Source organism: Acidovorax sp. (assembly GCF_046294525.1).
In the GTDB taxonomy this organism is placed as follows: domain Bacteria; phylum Pseudomonadota; class Gammaproteobacteria; order Burkholderiales; family Burkholderiaceae_C; genus Acidovorax.
The window spans coordinates 256170-272563 of the sequence record NZ_JBKBKQ010000001.1 but is presented as its reverse complement, the minus strand read 5'-3'; the positions used below and the strand labels follow the sequence as shown (position 1 = coordinate 272563).

9 protein-coding genes and 2 pseudogenes are annotated in these 16394 nt (G+C 65.2%); 1 reads left to right on the top strand and 10 read right to left on the bottom strand.

Annotated elements, in window-relative coordinates:
• Positions 1 to 116: 116 nt before the first annotated feature.
• Positions 117 to 332 carry a hypothetical protein gene (locus ACK4HJ_RS01220; protein WP_409826950.1) on the top strand — a complete coding sequence of 72 codons (216 nt, stop codon included), beginning with the start codon at positions 117 to 119 and terminating at the stop codon, positions 330 to 332.
• A 25-nt stretch (positions 333 to 357) separates the two neighbouring features.
• Here ACK4HJ_RS01220 and ACK4HJ_RS01215 read toward each other — a convergent pair whose 3' ends face one another.
• From ACK4HJ_RS01215 to ACK4HJ_RS01170, 10 genes and pseudogenes are all read right to left on the bottom strand, one after another.
• Entirely contained in the window at positions 358 to 5988 is a 5631-nt protein-coding gene (locus tag ACK4HJ_RS01215) for a DNA repair ATPase (RefSeq protein ID WP_409826948.1), read from the bottom strand.
• Positions 5989 to 6074: 86 nt separating this feature from the next.
• On the bottom strand, positions 6075 to 7484 hold the full coding sequence (locus ACK4HJ_RS01210; protein WP_409826946.1) for a bacterial transcriptional activator domain-containing protein: 1410 nt from the start codon (positions 7482 to 7484) through the stop codon (positions 6075 to 6077).
• 66 nt (positions 7485 to 7550) lie between these two features.
• Positions 7551 to 8126 (bottom strand): zf-TFIIB domain-containing protein, encoded by a 576-nt coding sequence (locus ACK4HJ_RS01205; protein ID WP_409826944.1) that lies wholly within the window; start codon positions 8124 to 8126, stop codon positions 7551 to 7553.
• A gap of 111 nt (positions 8127 to 8237) precedes the next feature.
• Complete coding sequence (locus ACK4HJ_RS01200; RefSeq protein ID WP_409826942.1) at positions 8238 to 10364, bottom strand: hypothetical protein; 2127 nt, start codon at positions 10362 to 10364, stop codon at positions 8238 to 8240.
• A gap of 95 nt (positions 10365 to 10459) precedes the next feature.
• Positions 10460 to 11104: a ubiquinone biosynthesis protein gene (locus ACK4HJ_RS01195; protein WP_409826940.1), complete on the bottom strand. Its 645-nt coding sequence runs from the start codon at positions 11102 to 11104 to the stop codon at positions 10460 to 10462.
• A 100-nt stretch (positions 11105 to 11204) separates the two neighbouring features.
• On the bottom strand, positions 11205 to 11582 hold the full coding sequence (locus tag ACK4HJ_RS01190; RefSeq protein WP_409826938.1) for a hypothetical protein: 378 nt from the start codon (positions 11580 to 11582) through the stop codon (positions 11205 to 11207).
• Positions 11579 to 12340: a PspA/IM30 family protein gene (locus tag ACK4HJ_RS01185; protein WP_409826936.1), complete on the bottom strand. Its 762-nt coding sequence runs from the start codon at positions 12338 to 12340 to the stop codon at positions 11579 to 11581. Before ACK4HJ_RS01185 ends, ACK4HJ_RS01190 begins: the two co-directional genes overlap by 4 nt.
• A 79-nt stretch (positions 12341 to 12419) precedes the next feature.
• Entirely contained in the window at positions 12420 to 12896 is a 477-nt protein-coding gene (locus tag ACK4HJ_RS01180) for a YjfI family protein (RefSeq protein WP_409826934.1), read from the bottom strand.
• Positions 12897 to 13005: 109 nt separating this feature from the next.
• Positions 13006 to 14007, bottom strand: a pseudogene (locus ACK4HJ_RS01175) (DUF3387 domain-containing protein); the annotation flags it as partial.
• 72 nt (positions 14008 to 14079) lie between these two features.
• Positions 14080 to 16335, bottom strand: a pseudogene (locus ACK4HJ_RS01170) (type I restriction endonuclease subunit R); the annotation flags it as partial.
• Positions 16336 to 16394: the final 59 nt, after the last annotated feature.

Sequence of the window (16394 nt, the reverse complement as noted above, 5' to 3'; positions counted from 1 at the left end):
ACGCGGGAGCCTGAGCGAGCCCGCCGCCTACCCCTGTCCGCCGGCATCGGCTGACAGCGCACAGGCTGTACTGCGGCAAGAATGGGGGATATCCGCCAACCTGAGGAGCCACCGCCATGGGCAACCCCCCTGTTTCCGAGGCCGCAGTCCAGCAGGCCGAACGCAAGGTCAACGCCGTTCTGGAAGAGCTGGAAGAGTCCACCGACTCCGATGTAAAGGACATTGATCTGGAAGATGTGGTAGACACCGACCCCGCCAGCGGCCAGCCCACTGTGCGCCAGGCGGTGGATATCACGGTGCAGCCCCGGCCCAAGCGCAGCTGGCTGAAGTAAGTAGAACCGTGCGCGACGACATCGCCTAAGTCTGATGGGGCTTCTTCTTTGGTGGCGGCGCTTCCCTTGATGGCGGAGCCTCGCGCAGGTTGTCGATCATGCCCTCCAGTCGTTCCACCTCCTGGTGCATCTTGGCGTCGGCCCCCACGCGGCTTTCCACCGCCCGCACCAGCGGCATGATGAGCTGGCGGTAGGTGACCGACAGCGACAGCAGTGCGTCCACCATGCGCTGGCTCTGGGCCTGGTCGCTGTGGGCGTGCAGGACCTGGGTGCTGGCCTGCAGGGCTAGCAGCGCCTCTGCCGTGGCGTCCAGGCTGGCGCGCATCTGCGCCTGGGTCTGGGTGGTGCCCTTTTGCAGGTGCTGGGCCAGCTCCGCCAGGGCGTTCAGCGCGGGTTCGATGCGGTCCAACGCCGCGGCCTGGGCCTGCTGCGCGGGCGAGGGCTGGGCCAGCTGCTGCGCAATAGCGGCCAACGGCTTTGCGATCTGCTGCGTGAGCTGCTCGGTGGCCTGGCGGGGCTGCAGGGCTTCCACGCTGCGGGCAATGTCCAGCAGCCCACGCGTCACGCGCACGCTCGGGTCGTCCTCGGCGCCGCCCATCTTGCGCTGGCGCTGGTAGTCGCCCCGGATCTGGTCCCAGCGCTCTTGCTCCTGGGGCGTGGGGCGGCCGATCAGCTGCGCCAGCTGCAGCAAGTTTTCTTCGGCGCCAGTGGTCAGAGTCTGCGCCTCGCCGCGGTAGTGGTCGCGCAGCAGCGCATCGAGCTCGTCGTCCTGCATCAGCGGCGTGACCTGCGGCGCCAGGCGCGCCATGTTGCGGTAGCTGCCTTGCAGGCGGAAGGGCGGCGCCTCGCGGTAGCGGTCGTCCTGCGCGGCCGAGGCGATGTAGGCCAGGTTCACCTTCAGCAGCACGTCGCGCACTTTGAACAGGCGCTGCAGCAGGCCCTTGAGTTCCTGCAGCTCCACCGCGCTGTAGGGGTGGGCAAAGCTGCTGGTGTCGATGGCCTCGCCCTGGGCCATGCGCACCAGCACGTGCACGTCCTGCGGTTCGCGCGCGGCCAGGGGCTGGGTCACGGGGTGGGCGGTCAGGCTGTTTTCGATGTACGACAGCGCAAACACGGCCTCGCGGCCCGAGAGCACGTCGCCCAGGTTGTAGATGTCGGCGCGGTTGGCCAGCATGTCGGGGATGCGGAACACGTCGCCCGATTCGGTGTACGGGTTGCCCGCCATCACGATGGCAAAGCGCTTGCCGCGCATGTCCCAGGTGCGGGGCTGGCCCTGCCACACGCCTTCAATGCGGCGGGTGCCGTCGGCCAGAGCGATGAACTTCTGCAAAAACTCGGGGTGCGTGTGCTGGATATCGTCCAGGTACAGCATCACGTTGCTGCCCATAGCCAGGCCCAGGTTGAGCTTTTCCAGCTCTTGCCGCGCCGCGCTGTTGGGCGCGGTGCTGGGGTCGATGCTGGTCACGCCATGGCCCAGGGCCGGGCAGTTGATGCGCACAAACACCAGGCCCAAGCGGTTGGCTACATATTCCATCAGCGTGGTCTTGCCATAGCCGGGCGGCGAGATCAGCAGCAGCATGCCCATGCGGTCGGTGCGTGCGCTCTCGCCTGCGGCGCCCAGTTGCTTGGCCAGGTTGTTGCCCACCAGCGGCAGGTACACCTCGTCGATGAGCCGGTTGCGCACAAAGGTGGCCAGCGGTTTGGCCTGGAACTGGGCCAGGTGCAGGCGCGCTTTTTCTTGCACCAGCAGCTCGTGCCGCAGGGCCTGCAACTGCAAAAAGCCGCGCACCGCGTGGCTGCGGTGATGGCGCACGCGCCGGCGAAAGTCGTTGAGGTTGAACGCCAGCGCGCCGTGCTGGATGCGCATGTGCTCGCTGCGCAGCCCGGCCACCTGCGCGTCCAGCGTGGCGTTGATGCGGCGGCGCGTACCCTGGAAGGTGAGCGCCGTGGCGGCATCGTCAATCCAGGCGAGGGCTGGCGTGGCACCGTCGGCATCCGCCTGCGATGCGGCAAACGCGCGCAGCCAGCCGCGCGCGAGGCGCCAGCGCTCCAGCGGCTCGGCGGCCGCCAGGTCGCGCTGCCAGGCGCTGGCCAGGCCCCCATGGTCCAGCGCGCGCTGCAGGGCCTGCACCAGGTCCGCGCCCGTGTTGCTGATCACCCATTGCGGCGTGACGGAGGCCAGCTCGGCCGTTCCGATGTCGGTGTGGGCCAGCTCGCGCACCAGGTAGGCGCTGGCTTCTTCCACAAGCGTGCGCAGCAAAGCCTCGTCGCTCCCGCCTTCCGCGCTGTCGGTTCCCAGTGCTTGGGCCAGCTCCGGCAGCCACTCATCGGCCAGCACGGGGTGCTGCTCCACAAACTGGCGCAGACCCTGCGCAGCCTCGGCCTCCAGCGTGTCCCGCAGCGTGGTCTGTGAAAACAGCTGCGCGATGTGCTGGGCGCTGCGAGCGCGGCGGGCCAGGGAGTTGCGGCTCTCCTCGCGCAGGCCCAGGTGCCAGTAGAGCTTGGCCAGCGCGCGCTCGGATGGGCCATAGACCAGCAGCCCGGCCGCATCCTGGATGGGCGCGAGCACGCGCACGATGGCCAGGGCGTCGTCGTCGTGGATGCCGCGCTGGTAGCCCTCTTGATAGCGGCTGGCGGCAAAGCGGCGTAGTGAATCGAGCAGCACGGCGGGCGGGGTGGTGGGCTCGGTGCCATCGATGCCATCCGTGCGCGCATGCTCGGCCAGCTGCACCAGCAGCTCGCTCCAGCCGGGCTCGGCCTCGCCGCGCTGCTGGGCTTCCAGCCATTCGGCGGCCAGGTATTCGGCGCGTGCCAACTGCGGCGTCTCCGACACCAGGGCCTGCTGCCAGAAGGGGCGCAGCACCTGCAGCCGCGCGTCGTGCGCCGGGGCCAGGTAGTCGGTGCCGGTGATCTGCCAGGCCAGTCCATTGCCGTGGGCGACGAGGGTCAGGTCTAGCGGCTGCTTGTTGATGGTGAAGGTGTGGCTGCCCAGCTTCAGGCCGCCCTCGGCGCCGGCCGAGAGCTCCCGCTGGTCGCGCACCGCGCGCACGGCCTGGTCGCGGGCGGTCTTCAGGCGCGTGTCGATGTCGTCGGCCGCCACGGCCGCGCCCAGGCGGCGCAGCTCGGCCACCTGCTCGCGCAGCTTGGTCAGCATGGGGTCGGACGCGAAGTAGCTGTGCACCTGGGCCAGCTCGCCAAAGCCGGCAATGCGGCGCGGCACGCCGTCCAGCACGCGCCCGGCCGCATCGGCCAGGGCCTTGGCGCGGCGCTGCTGTGCATCCACCAGGCTTTGGCGACGGGCCGACAGGGCCTCGTACACGCTTTCGCGCTGGGTGGCGATGTCGGCCAGAAACTCTTCCTGCTCGGCAAAGCGGCCTTCGATGTCTTCCAGCTGCGCCAGCAGGCGGGTCAGCGCCTCGTCGCACTTTTCGGGCGTGTCCGACAGCTCCAGCGCGTTTTCCACGGCCTGGCCGAACAGCTTGAACTGCGCGCCAAACTCCGCCCGCTGCTCGGCCGCACCCAGGTTGCGGCGGCGCGCGCGGGCATCGGCGCGCAGGCGGTTGATGTCAGCGTACAGCAGCGCAATGCGGTCGAGGATGGTGGTGCGCTGCACGGCATCGCCGCCGGGCAGGTTGCCCAGTTGTTCGCTTAGCAGGTCCAGGCTGGCGGCTTCGGCGTCCAGCGTGTCCAACTGCTCGGCCAGTTGCGCGGCGGTGGCGGCCTGGGGCAGGGTGGTGGCCACCTTGGTCAGGGCCTGGCGCTGGCCGTCAAAGGCTTTTTCGTCGGACAGGAACTGCAGCGCGCGTTCGCCCACGCGCTGCTGCTCGGCCGTGAGCTGCGCGGCCATGGCATCCACGGCGGCCAGGTCGGCATAGCGCAGCTCGCGCAGCAGGTGCAGCTCGCCCTGGCGCTGGCGCAGGCGGTTGAGCGCCTGCACAAAGTCGCTGGGGCTGCGCCACATCTGGCTGGCAATGGCGGTCATCAGCTCGCGCTGCTGGCCTTCGGCCTTGTGCAATGCGCGGGCCGTGTCCTGGCGGATGCTCTCAACCTTTTCAAACTCGCCCAGCGTGGCCTGCGCGGCCTGCTCGATGGCCGACAGGTCAGCCGCAGCGTTCTGCACCTCGCCGGCGTCCAGCCAGAAGTAGGCGTCGCGTGCGCGCTGGCACTGGCGTATCAGGTCTTCGTACGCAGTGCGCGTGGGCACCTGCTCGCGCACCATGCGGGCAATGCCCAGCAGGTCCGAGATGCCGCGCACCAGGTCGGCATTGCCCACGCGGCCAAAGAAGCCCGTGCCGGCGGGCTGGCGGCTGGCGTGTTCCTCGGTGGCAAAGGGTGTGCGCCACAGCTGCATAGGGTGTACGCGCGCGGCCTCGCCGCGCGCGGCCTGGAACACCAGCATGCGCCCGTCCGGGAAGGTGCTGTACCCATCGGCCAGGACGGGCGGCGCGAGCGACTTGTCGATGAGGTTGTAGGTGAAGATGGCATAGCAGCCCGCATCCAGCGTGGCCGGGCTGCCCTGCGGCGGGGGCACCGTGCCGTAGAAGATGTAGGCCACGTCTTCCCCGTTCGGCGAGCGCTTCATGCGCGTATAGCGCAGCTGCTCGGTCAGCTCGGGCGGCAGGTCAAAGCGCTTGGTCTCGCCCGACTGCAGGTAGTACCCGCCGGGGAAGATGATGCCGTGGTCCTCCGGCAGCTGCATGCACGATGCGCCAATGGCGTCGATGCGCACCACCTGCCGCGTGCGCTGGTTGAACACCAGGTAGCGCGTGGTGCTCTCGCGGTAGGGGCGCACCTGCAGCAGGATCAACAGGCCCAGCTTGGCGTAGGCAAACTCGGCATCGCCCAGCGCCTGGTTGGCGTCTTCCACGGGCTCATCGTAGATGCCCAGGCCAGACTCGGTGTTGTTCTCCACCTTCACCGTCAGCGTGCCACCGGTGGTTTCCACAAAGATGGTGTCCAGCACATTGATGTGCGGGTGCGCGCCGCCCACATGGTGTTCGCGTGTCAGCGGCGTCCAGCTGAAATCGTGGCTGGGCGGCGGCGCCAGGTCGCGCTCGCCGCGGTTGTCCACGTACTTCAGCGAGCCATCGCTTTCACGCCGCCAGCGAAACACTCGAATGTCCTGCGCCTGCTGGCCGATCTGAAACGCGGCCAACAAAAATTCGGGCGTGGGGCGCAGCAACTGCAGCGTGGCCTGCTTGTAGTAGGTGTAGAGCTCGTTGAAGTCGGCCACAAAACGTGGGTCGTCCAGAAAGCCGCCCGCCATCGGCACCTGCACCAGCTCGTCGCTGTCGGGAGCGCCCGCTTCTTCACGGGTCGCATCGTGGTGCGCCAACTCGTACAGCGCGAAAACGTCCTCCACCCGCGTTTCGCGCTTGAGGCCCATGAACACGTTGTAGCCAAACAGCAGCCGGTTGCCGCCGATGTAGGCCAGGTCACGCGCCACGCAGCTGTGCTCGGTGCGCGCACGCAAACGCATCAGCAGTTGCTGGTCGCGCTGGCCGAACTGGCCAATGCGCGCCGCGTTGAGCGCCTGTGCTTTGGACAACAGCGTGTCGCCCTGGGCTTCCAGGCGTTTCTTCAGCAACTCATAGCTGCTGCTTTCGGCCACGCTGGTGTCGATGGCGTCATCGTGCGTTTCGGACATGGAGGTCATGGCGGAATTTTGTTAAAAGTCGCTGTGGCGTTAATCCAATGAGCGCTACGCGCTATCAAATTTGCATGCATTGAGAAGCAAGGCGGTTACAAAATGAATGGCTTGCCTTCTCTTATTGCGGTCGCAAGCCACGGCATTAGGTCTTGGGCGCTGTCAGCGATTTTTTCGAACACTGGCAGTTCCTCATGGCTCCAGAAGTAGACGGCGCCATACTCTCCGGGCCCGCCGTCGCATCGCACCAGAAAGCCATCTGGCGTGTGTGTATCACCTAGGATGGGAGTCATGCGTTCGGGATCAATGCCGCTTGCGTGGATGTGTTGCCAAATCTCCGCATGAAAGTCTGGGCTGCTTTTTGCGTGCAGATTGAGCCACCCCATGAAGTCGGTGTGCCATTCTTGGCTTTGTTGCAGGTTGAACAGACGGTATTCGTACTCGTCCGTTTCCACGCTGCCCTTCAGATGCGTACGCTGGCCGCTGGAGACCCAGGACAGAAAGTTCTGCGGCAGATTCAGATACCGTGCCTTCCATGCAGCCTGCTCTGTGTCGGTGAGGAGAGGGCTATCGTGATAGCGCAAGACGACGCTGGCGCGGCGCTTTTTCTCTTGGGTCTGCGCTTCTTCAGACTGCGCGCGTATGTAGGCGCGATAGCCTTCCGTTTCGGTTACCTCCGGCATGGGGCCGATACCGCGATGATTTAGGGCGTATATCGGCCAAACCTCCTCATTGCGGCCCATAGCCATCAGGGCGCGAATCTGCAGTTCACGCAAGTCGCTGTCCCAGCGATTTGCGGCGATTCCGTATGCGGCGATTTCCAGCGCAGCTTGGAATTGCCGCTGCTGTAACCGATGTCTCACCAAGGTCGCGCATGCGCTGGAGACTTGAGAGCCGGCGGTGCTGTAGTCACCGAAGTAGTAGCAAACATATCTGTCAGGGTATTCATGCACCGACTCCATCTTGCGATAGATGTCAACGATGACTTCTGCATGGTGCACTGCCCGTTGTGCATGCACTTGTGCCGGTGCGCCAGCAGCGTCGGTGGCCCAGTTGGCATAAAGACGGCGCAGCACGGTGTGGTGAAACATGCAGTCTGAAGGCTCAACGATGGAGTTGAGAAGGGTCTGGGCAATCTCGTAGTCTCCCAGCTCCACTCGCAACATGGCTTCGTCGAGCAGGAGTTCAGTGGCTGTCTTGCGCCGACCTTGTGGCTCCAAGAAGTACTCAGGGAAAAGACCGTTGTTGTTGTCGAACCGCGGAATTACCCCAGGGTTGGCTGCAATCCAGTCCAGATACTTCTGCACAACGATTCGGTCGCCGTCCGGCTGCGTCAGCTGAAGCACCTCGCCGCCGGGAAAAATGGTGGGACTCGGGTCCTTTTTAAGTACGCAGCTTGAGATTCGGAAAGAAGCTGTGCCGTTGGCGCCATAGGGAACGATGGAAAGCTGGACAAGCATTGGCGGGTTATGGCCGGGCAATTGCCAGGTGGATTTGTAGGTCATGCAGCTATCCAGTTCAAATTTAAGGCAGACGCGAGAGCGTTGATATGCGTTGCCCGTCGTCTTATTTCAGTTTCTTTGTGAGGGCGCTGCCGCTTCGGGCGCCTGCAACAGCGCCAGCACTTCGTCACGGCGCGGCTGTTCGGCCAGCCAGCGGCGGATGCGCAGCACTTCGTCCATGCAAGCGTCGCCGTGGCGTTGGCGCAAAGCCTGAATGCGGCTTGCATGCAGACGTTCGGCCTGCAGGCGGCGTTGACCGCCGTCCGACATCTGAGCGTCCAGCTGTGACGCCAGGCCACGCTCCACCAGGGCCTGCCATTCGCCCGGGTCCAGCCACACCGTCTGGCAAGTGCTGCAACGGTCCAGGCGCAGGGCACCGGCGGCGTCCAAGGGCAGGCGTTCCATGAGCCGTGTGCAGGCCGGGCAGGCGCGCGCACGGCCTGGGTCGGCAGAGACGGCATCAGCGGCTACGGAAACACCGAGCGCCACTGCCGCAGGCGAGCGGCTGCGCCAGCGGCGCCAGTCGTCCATCTTCAGCAGCACGGCGCCGCAGTCGGGACAGGCCAGTGCGGGAAGGCCTTCGTCCAGCGCCACGTTTTTAAGCACGGAGCGCAGGGTGCAGCTGCAATGCAAGCGTGGGGTCATGGCTGTGTTGTGCTATGAAAATGAGAGCTTTTGGCGCTTGATTTCATTGGGTTTCAAATGAAAAACATCTGAAGCCCTTGTGCACCAAGCGCCAGATGCTATGGTTTTTGCTTACTTGCGAAAGCTCTGTGCCAGTTGCTGCAAGGCCTGCTTCTGGCTGTCGGTGCCGGTCTGCATCACCCGTGCGATGAGGGCCGAGACGCTCAGGTTCTGCAGCTCGCCTGCCGACTGGCCTGCAGCGCCCAGGATCTGTTTCACGTCTTCCACCACGTCGCGCTCGCCGCTGAGCTGGTCTTTGAAGGCCACCTGCAGCGTGTCGCTTTTGTTCACGGCCGCGTCGATGCCCTTGCCAACGGACAGCGCACGCACAAAGCTGTCGAAGTAGTCGCCCTGGCCGCCCACGATGTCGATGCGCGCGTTCTTCAGCGCCACGCCCAGCACTTCGGCCTGTTCCTTGGCGATGTGCTGCTGCGCCTCGATCTGCTTCAGGGTTTCGAGGTGCGCGCGCTCCAGGCGCATGCGGTACTCCTCGTGCTCGCGCGTTTCGGTGCTCATGGCTTTCATGGCCTCGAACTTTTCCTTCAGGCCGCGCGCCTCGGCGTTGAACTTCACGTCGATGTTGTGCGCTTCGGCGTCGCCCATCTTGGCCAGGGCTTCGGCGTCCACGGTGCGCACCAAGGCTTCGGCCTGGCCGACCTTTTCCTTGCCGGCGGCTTCAGCTTCCATGCGGGCGCGCAGGCCCACGGCGTCGGCATGTGCCTGGGCTTCGGTCACCTGGGCTTCGGCACGGCCAATTTTTTCCTTGCCGCTGGCTTCGGCTTCCATGGTGGCCAGTTTGGCGCTGGCGCTGGCCATCTGCACCTTGGCATCGGCCAGGCCGGGCGCGGCGGTCAGGGCTTCAATGCCTTCGGCTTCGCGCTTCTTGGCTTCGGCCTCGCGCTCGGCCACCTTCAGACGGGCGTCGGCCAGCACCAGGTCTTCGGCGGCCTTGTGGCGCGCCTTGCGTTCCTGGGCTTCAGCAGCCTTCACTTCCAGGATCACCTTTTCTTCGGCAGCTGCTTCGGCGCCGATGACTACGGCCTTGCGGGTGCGGTCGGCCTCGGCCACTTCGCGCACTTCCTTGATGGCTTCTTCCTGCTCGGCCACCGTGCGTTCGACCACGATGCGTTCGCGCACCACGTCGGCAATGGCCTTCTTCTGTACCTCCACCGCCTTGTCTTTTTCAATGCGTTGCAGCGTCACTTCCTTCTCGCGCGCCACCACTTCCAGGTCTTGCGCGCGGGTCACGCGCTCCTGCTCGATCACCACCGCACGCTTGCGGTTGTTCTCGGCCACTTCCTTCTCGCGCAACACGTTCTCGTTCTGCACGGCCAGCAACTGTTCGGACTGCAGGCGCGCCATCTCGGCGCGTGTGTGTTCTTCGGCACGCACCTTGGCGGTTTCGGCTTCTTCGCGCGCCTTCACGCTGGCCACTTCGCGCGCCTGGCGGGCGGTGGCGTCGGCCTGTTGGCGCTCCAGCTCCAGCAGGGCTTCCTGCGTTTCCACGTTCTTCTTCTTGATCTGCATTTCCTCGTTGCGGCGCAGCTCATTGGTCACCACGTGTTCCACTGCAGTGAGTTGGGTGATCTTCTTGATGCCCTGCGCGTCGAGGATGTTGTTGGCATCAAGCTTGGACAGCGGCGTCTGCTCCAGGTAGTCAATCGCCGCGTCTTCCAGCACATAGCCCGACAGGTCGTCGCCGATCTGCTCGATGATCTTGTCGCGGAAGGCATCGCGCGCCTGGTACAGGTCCACGAAGTCGAGCGACTTGCCCACGGTCTTGAGCGCCTCGGAGAACTTGGCCGAGAACAGGTCTTCCAGAATCTCGTGGTTGGACGCGCGCGCACAGCCAATGCCTTGCGCCACGCGCAGCACGTCCTCGGCCGTCTTGTTCACCCGCACGAAGAACTTCACCTTGATGTCGGCGCGGATGTTGTCCGCGCAGATCAGGCCCTGGTCGCCCGAGCGGTCGATCTCGATGGTCTTGACCGAGATGTCCATCAGCTCGGCCTTGTGGATGATGGGGTAGACCATGCGGCCGGTGAAGGTGACTTCGGGCTCGGAGCGCAGGGTGTTGATGATGAGCGCGTGGCCTTGCTCCACCTTCCGGTAGAACTTCGCGAACATGGCGAACATCGCCAGGATCAGGAAGACAAAGATGCCAACGGCAATCAGGATGACCATGAAGGATTGCGGCATGAGAAGTACGCTTTCTGGTGAAAGGGTGGAGAGAGAAAAGGAAACTTGGAAAAACGACGGAGCCTGGCCCGGCGGACGCCCCGTGGGGCGCCACATCACGCGGGTGGCAGCGGCACAACCAGGTAGCGGTGGCTGCCCGGGTCGTATTCGGTGATCAGCGCGGCGTCGCCGCGCTTCAAGGTGTTGGGGCTGGGCGACCACACGCGGATGTTGATGCTGGCGCCGCGCTGGGCCACTTCGGCACGGCCCTGGCGCTCGTCCACCACGCCGGTCAGCACCTTGCAGGTCTGGCCCACCAGCGAGGCATTGCTTTGCGCCGTGTGGTGCACAAACAGCCCGCGCAGCGGCCGCACGATGCGCGCCGTGATCACCACCGACAGCGCCGCAGTCACCACCAGCACCACGGCGCCAGCTGCCCAGCGCAGGATGTCGGTGGGCACCCAGGCCAGCAGCGTGACGCCGGCCAGGAAGGACAGCGTCCATCCCACCAGCACCAGCAGGCTCACCACAATGGAGAACGGCACCCCGTGCAGGCCGAAGGCCACCACATAGCTGGCAATGGTGCCCAGGTCGTCCACGCTGGCGTCGGCGTGGGCGTCAATCGCCACGTCGATGCCGCTGGACTCGAAGTCCACCATGCCCAGCATGGCCATCAGCCAATACACCAGCACCACGCCCAACAGCACGGTGTAGATGGCGGTCGGGAACGCGGAGACCGCCCCAAGAAGACTGGCAAACATGAATCAAATCCCCCCTCGTTGTGTTGTGTGTTGGTTTGTGAACCGAAGACACCGGGAACCGCTTTTTATGTCTTGTTTGTGAAGCGGTTCTCTTAATTTTTTATCGACTGTTTTTCTTCTTGCCGCCGCCGGTGCCCGCCCGGGCCGCGCGCGGTGGCTGCTGCACAAAAGCAATCAGCTCGCGCGTGGCCGCCTCCTTGATGCCCAGGCGGTCTTCCGGTGTGAGGCCGTAGCGCTGCGCCAGCAACTCGTAGTCGGCTGCGTCCAGCGTCACCGTCAGGCGCGGCCGCTTGGGCCGGGCCGCCACGGGCAAGTCCAGTACGCTGCGGATCTGCGTGGAGGTGGACACGTTGGCATGGAAAGCCGCCACGCGGATGGCCTCCATCACGGCTTCTTCCACGTCAAACGCCACCTGGACGGCGCGCAGAGCGGGCTCGGAGCCCTGCCACCGCGCGGGCTTGCGCGGTGCGGGGCTCATGGGGCCTGTGTGGGCGTGGGGGAGGGCAGCGCGTGGGGGGCGGCGGCGGTGGTTGCAGCGGCAGCCCCGGCCTGGCGGGCGCGCAGGCGCTCCATCACCTTGGCGGCACGCACCTTGTCGCTGTCGCCAATGCCCGCGTCTGCCAGCTTGCGCTCCAGCGCGCGGTGGCCGAACTCCTGGTCCAGCTGCTCGGCGGCGGCCATGCGGTCGGCCAGGTCTTCGTGGCGCTTCTTGATGCGCTCCAGCGAATCGCGCGCGCTGGTCAGCTGCGAACCCGTGGCGCCGATGCTTTCAGAGATGCTCTGCGTGGCGCGGTACACGCTCTCGGTGGTCTTGGCAATGCCGATCTCGCGCTCGTGCTCTCGCACACGGCCTTCCGCGCTGCGGATCAGGTCCTTCAGGCGCGACACCTGCATCGCATAGCTGGCGTGGGCCTGCGTCTGCTCGTTCAGCTCGGCCTCCAGGCCGGCCACGCGCTCGGCCACTTCCAGCGCCAGGCCTTCGTTAGCCTTGTCCAGCGCCTGCACGGCCATGTCTTCGTGGCGCAGCATGTCGCCCTTGATGCGCTCGATGTCGCGCGCCGTCTGCATCTGTTTGGCCATCACACCGGTGAGTTCGGTCTTCGCTTCGGCGATGCTGGCCTTGGCGTCGATGATCTCTTGTTCATAAATGCGCGTGGCGTTGCCATCGACCACGCTCTGGCCCAGTTCGCGGGCGCTGCCGCGCAGCAGGGTGACGAGTTTCTTGATGACCGACATGGTGTTCTCCTGTCAATGTCGAAAATTGCGGGACCGAAACGGTGTGAAGAGGAAGAAGCGGGGATGACGGGGCGCCTGTTCAATGCAGGAATTCCGCCAGCGCATCCAGCGCATCCAGCGCGTTGTCGCTGAGCACGGCCACCTCGTGCGCCACGTCTTCAGCACGCGCTGCGCGGGCCAGGGCGCCCACCAGCACAAAGCGGCCATCCACGCGGCCAAAGGCCGACAGGGGCACGGAAGGGTTCAGGTCCAGCAGCGCCTCCATCAGTTCGGCCCGGCGCTCGGGCCGCACATCGGCATCGGTCCACAGGTAGCACAGGCAGATCATCTGCATGTCCGAGCAGGTCACGAAGATGGGCAGCTCATCGCGCCCCTCAATGCTGACCTGCACCACGGGCACATCGCCCGCAATCGGCTGCAACTGCACCGCCACACCGCCCATGAGTGCCGAAGTCAGCACGTCCAGGTTGTTGAGTTGTTCCAGCAAAGTGGCCACGGCGTCTCCTTCGTCGTGCGGGTGGGGCAGGCGGCCGGGAGAAAGTCCGTGTGCCTGCATGGATCGGGAGAATAGGTGCATCGACATATCATGTCAATGTGTTCGTTTGTCACCAATTGCAAGCGTGGTGTGTGGCAAACGACAGAGGGTGTTTTTTGTGTCGGTTTGTTCAGACCGCTGCAGCCAGCTCGCTCCACTCTTCACCCAATGCCTGCGCTTGTTGCAGCACAAGCTCCACCGCTGCAGCTTCCAGGTCCGGCGGGTATTTGTACTTGCGCAAGATGCGTTTGACCATCAGGCGCAGCTTGGCTTGCACGCTCTCGCGCTCGGTCCAGTCCACCGTCAGGTTTTTGCGCAGGTTGTCGGTCAGTTCGTGGGCGATTTTTTTCAGCGTGTCGTCGCTCAGCGTGCGTACGGCAGATTCGTTCTCGGCCAGCGCGGTGTAAAAGCGCACCTCGTCTTCGCTCAGCCCCAGCTTGTCGGCCAGACCATGTGCCTCGCGGAATTGGCGGGCCATGTCCAGCAGTTCTTCCATCACCTGGGCGGTTTCAATGCTGCGGTTCTGGTAGCGCACGATCACGCCGCCCAGCAGCTCCGAGAACTTTTTGCTTTGCACCACGTTGCTGGCAAAGCGGCTCTTGATCTCGCCCTCCAGCAGTCGCTCCAGCAACTCCACCGCCAGGTTGCGTTCGGGCAGCGCCCGCACCTGGGCCAGAAAGCCTTCGTCCAGCAGGCCGATGTTGGGCTTCTCCAACCCCACGGCGTCAAAGATGTCCACCACACTTTCAGACACCACTGCATGGCTGATGATCTGGCGCACTGCCAGCTCGCGCTGCTCGTCGGTGCGTTGCTTGGCGGTGATGTCGCGCTTGGTCAGGATGACCTTGACGCCTTGCATGAAGGCCACTTCCTCGCGCACGCCCTTCGCCTCGTCCAGTGTGCAGCTCAGGGTAAAGGCCTGGCTCATCGCCAGGGCAGTGTCGGCAAACCGTTTTTTGCCGTCTTGCCCGGCCTGGCGCGGCAGGCCCAGCACGTGGTTGGCAGCACCCGCCAGCACGCGGTGGCCGCCCGTCAGAAAGCCGCTGTAGTCAAACCCGTGCAGCAGGGCGCGCAGCACATCCAGCTTTTCCAGCACCACGCTGAAGGCCTCGTGCGCGTCCACCGTGGGGCGGCCCCGGCCTTGGGCGGCGGTGTATTCCTTCATGGCGGCTTTCAGCTCGTTGCCAATGCCGATGTAGTCCACCACCAGGCCACCCTGCTTGTCCTTGAACACGCGGTTCACGCGGGCAATGGCCTGCATCAGGTTATGGCCCTTCATGGGCTTGTCTACATACAGGGTGTGTACGCAGGGCGCGTCAAAGCCGGTCAGCCACATGTCGCGCACGATCACGATGCGCAGCGGGTCGGCCGGGTCTTTGAAGCGCTTTTCCAGCCGCTTTTTCACCTGCGCGCTGTAGATGTGCGGGCGCAGCAGCGCTTTGTCGCTGGCGCTGCCGGTCATCACGATCTTGATGGCGCCCAGCTCGGGGTCGGCGTTGTGCCAGTCGGGGCGCAGGCGCACGATCTCGTTGTACAGGTGCGCGCAGATGTCGCGGCTCATGGCCACCACCATGGCCTTGCCGAGCTGGGCGGTGTTGCGCTCTTCAAAATGCGCCACCAGGTCCTGCGCCACGCGCGCCACGCGGGGCTCGGCGCCCACCACCTGCTCCAGCGCCGCCCAGCGGCTTTTCAGGCGCGACTGCACGCTTTCTTCTTCGTCCTCGGCCAGCTCGTCCACCTCGGCGTCAATGCTGGGCAGCTCGTCGGCCTTCAGGCCCAGCTTCACCATGCGGCTTTCGTAGTAGATGGCCACGGTGGCGCCGTCTTCCTTGGCCTGCTGCATGTCATACACGTGGATGTAGTCGCCAAACACGGCGCGCGTGTCGCGGTCGGTGCCGCTCACCGGGGTGCCGGTAAACGCCACAAAGGTGGCGTTGGGCAGAGCATCGCGCAGGTGCTGGGCGTAGCCCACCTGGTAATGCTCGCGGGCGTGTTCCACTGTGTTCGCTTCGGTGCCTGCCCGGTAGGTGGGCGGCGCAAATTCGGCGCGGTGTGCGGGGGCGGTGCCGCTGCCTGTGGCGATGGGGTTTGCTACATTATTTGTAGCTGGTGACGCTTGTGTATCAAGCGCTATAGCCTGATTTGGCTTGAAATCTTCCTTCCCATCGGCCTTCACATCAGCCTTGCGCACCTTCAGTCGCGCCTCAAACCCGTACTGCGTGCGGTGCGCCTCGTCGGCAATCACCACGATGTTGTGGCGGTCCGACAGCATGGGGTAGCTGTCTTCGTCCTCGCTGGGCATGAACTTCTGGATGGTGGCAAACACAATGCCGCCCGAGGGGCGGTTGGCCAGCAGCGTGCGCAGCTCTTGCCGGGTGCGGGCCTGCACGGGCTGCTCGCGCAGCAGGTCTTGCGCCAGGCCAAACACGCCCAGCAGCTGGCCGTCCAGGTCGTTGCGGTCGGTGATGACCACGATGGTGGGGTTCTGCAGCGCGGGCTCCTGCATCACGCGGGCGGCAAAGCAGGTCATGGTGATGCTCTTGCCGCTGCCCTGCGTGTGCCACACCACGCCGCCCTTGCCCTTGATGGCCGGGTCTGCGCCGCTGCCCGGCGTGGCAGCAGCCACCACCTGCGCAATGGCGGCGCGTACCGCATGAAACTGGTGGTAGCCCGCGATCTTTTTGACCAGCTGCCCATCGTCCTCAAACAGCACAAAGTAGCGCAGGTAGTCCAGCAGGTATTGCGGCGCCAGCACGCCGCGCACCAGTGTCTGCAGCTCGTTGAACTGGCCCAGCGGGTCCAGCGCCACGCCGTCAATCGTGCGCCACGCCATGAAGCGCTCGGCGCTTGCGCTCAGCGACCCCAGCAGTGCCTCGGTGCCGTCTGAAATCACCAGCACCTCGTTGGTGTTAAACAGGTCCGGGATCTGCTCTTTGTACGTCTGGATCTGGTCGTACGCCTTCCACACACTGGCGGCCTGGTCGGCGGGGTTTTTTAACTCCAGCAGCACCAGCGGCAGGCCGTTCACAAACAGCACCACGTCGGGCCGGCGCGTGTGGCGCGGCCCGCGCACGCTGAACTGGTTCACCGCCAGCCACTCATTGCGCTCGGGCGCAGCCCAGTCCACCAGGCGCACGAAGTCGCCCACTGTCTCGTTGCCGCGCTGGTACTGCACCGGCACGCCCGCCACCAGCAGCCGGTGAAACCGTCGGTTGGCCGCCAGCAGCGCGGGCACGCCCAGGTCTTGCACCTGCGCCAGCGCGTCGTCGATGGCCACCACGGGCACGGCAGGGTTCAGCCGCATCAGCGCTGCCTTCAGGCGGCCTGCCAGCAGCACCTGGCGGTAGTCGCTGCGCTCGGGCGCGGGGCCGTCGGGGGCGATGTCGGGACCGGCGATGTGGGTGTAGCCCACGTCCTGCAGCCAGGCCAGGGTTTCGCGTTCGAGCTGGTCTTCGGTCATGCGGTCAGGTCCGGGGCTGAGAGGTGGCGGATGTGTCGATGCCATCGACAGATGGGGAG

Coding starts and splice junctions, on each gene's coding strand:
- ACK4HJ_RS01195 (WP_409826940.1), bottom strand. CDS start 11,104: ATGTTTGCCAGTCTTCTTGGGGCGGTCTCCGCGTTCCCGACCGCCATC.
- ACK4HJ_RS01220 (WP_409826950.1), top strand. CDS start 117: ATGGGCAACCCCCCTGTTTCCGAGGCCGCAGTCCAGCAGGCCGAACGC.
- ACK4HJ_RS01215 (WP_409826948.1), bottom strand. CDS start 5,988: ATGACCTCCATGTCCGAAACGCACGATGACGCCATCGACACCAGCGTG.
- ACK4HJ_RS01210 (WP_409826946.1), bottom strand. CDS start 7,484: ATGACCTACAAATCCACCTGGCAATTGCCCGGCCATAACCCGCCAATG.
- ACK4HJ_RS01205 (WP_409826944.1), bottom strand. CDS start 8,126: ATGACCCCACGCTTGCATTGCAGCTGCACCCTGCGCTCCGTGCTTAAA.
- ACK4HJ_RS01200 (WP_409826942.1), bottom strand. CDS start 10,364: ATGCCGCAATCCTTCATGGTCATCCTGATTGCCGTTGGCATCTTTGTC.
- ACK4HJ_RS01190 (WP_409826938.1), bottom strand. CDS start 11,582: ATGAGCCCCGCACCGCGCAAGCCCGCGCGGTGGCAGGGCTCCGAGCCC.
- ACK4HJ_RS01180 (WP_409826934.1), bottom strand. CDS start 12,896: ATGCAGGCACACGGACTTTCTCCCGGCCGCCTGCCCCACCCGCACGAC.
- ACK4HJ_RS01185 (WP_409826936.1), bottom strand. CDS start 12,340: ATGTCGGTCATCAAGAAACTCGTCACCCTGCTGCGCGGCAGCGCCCGC.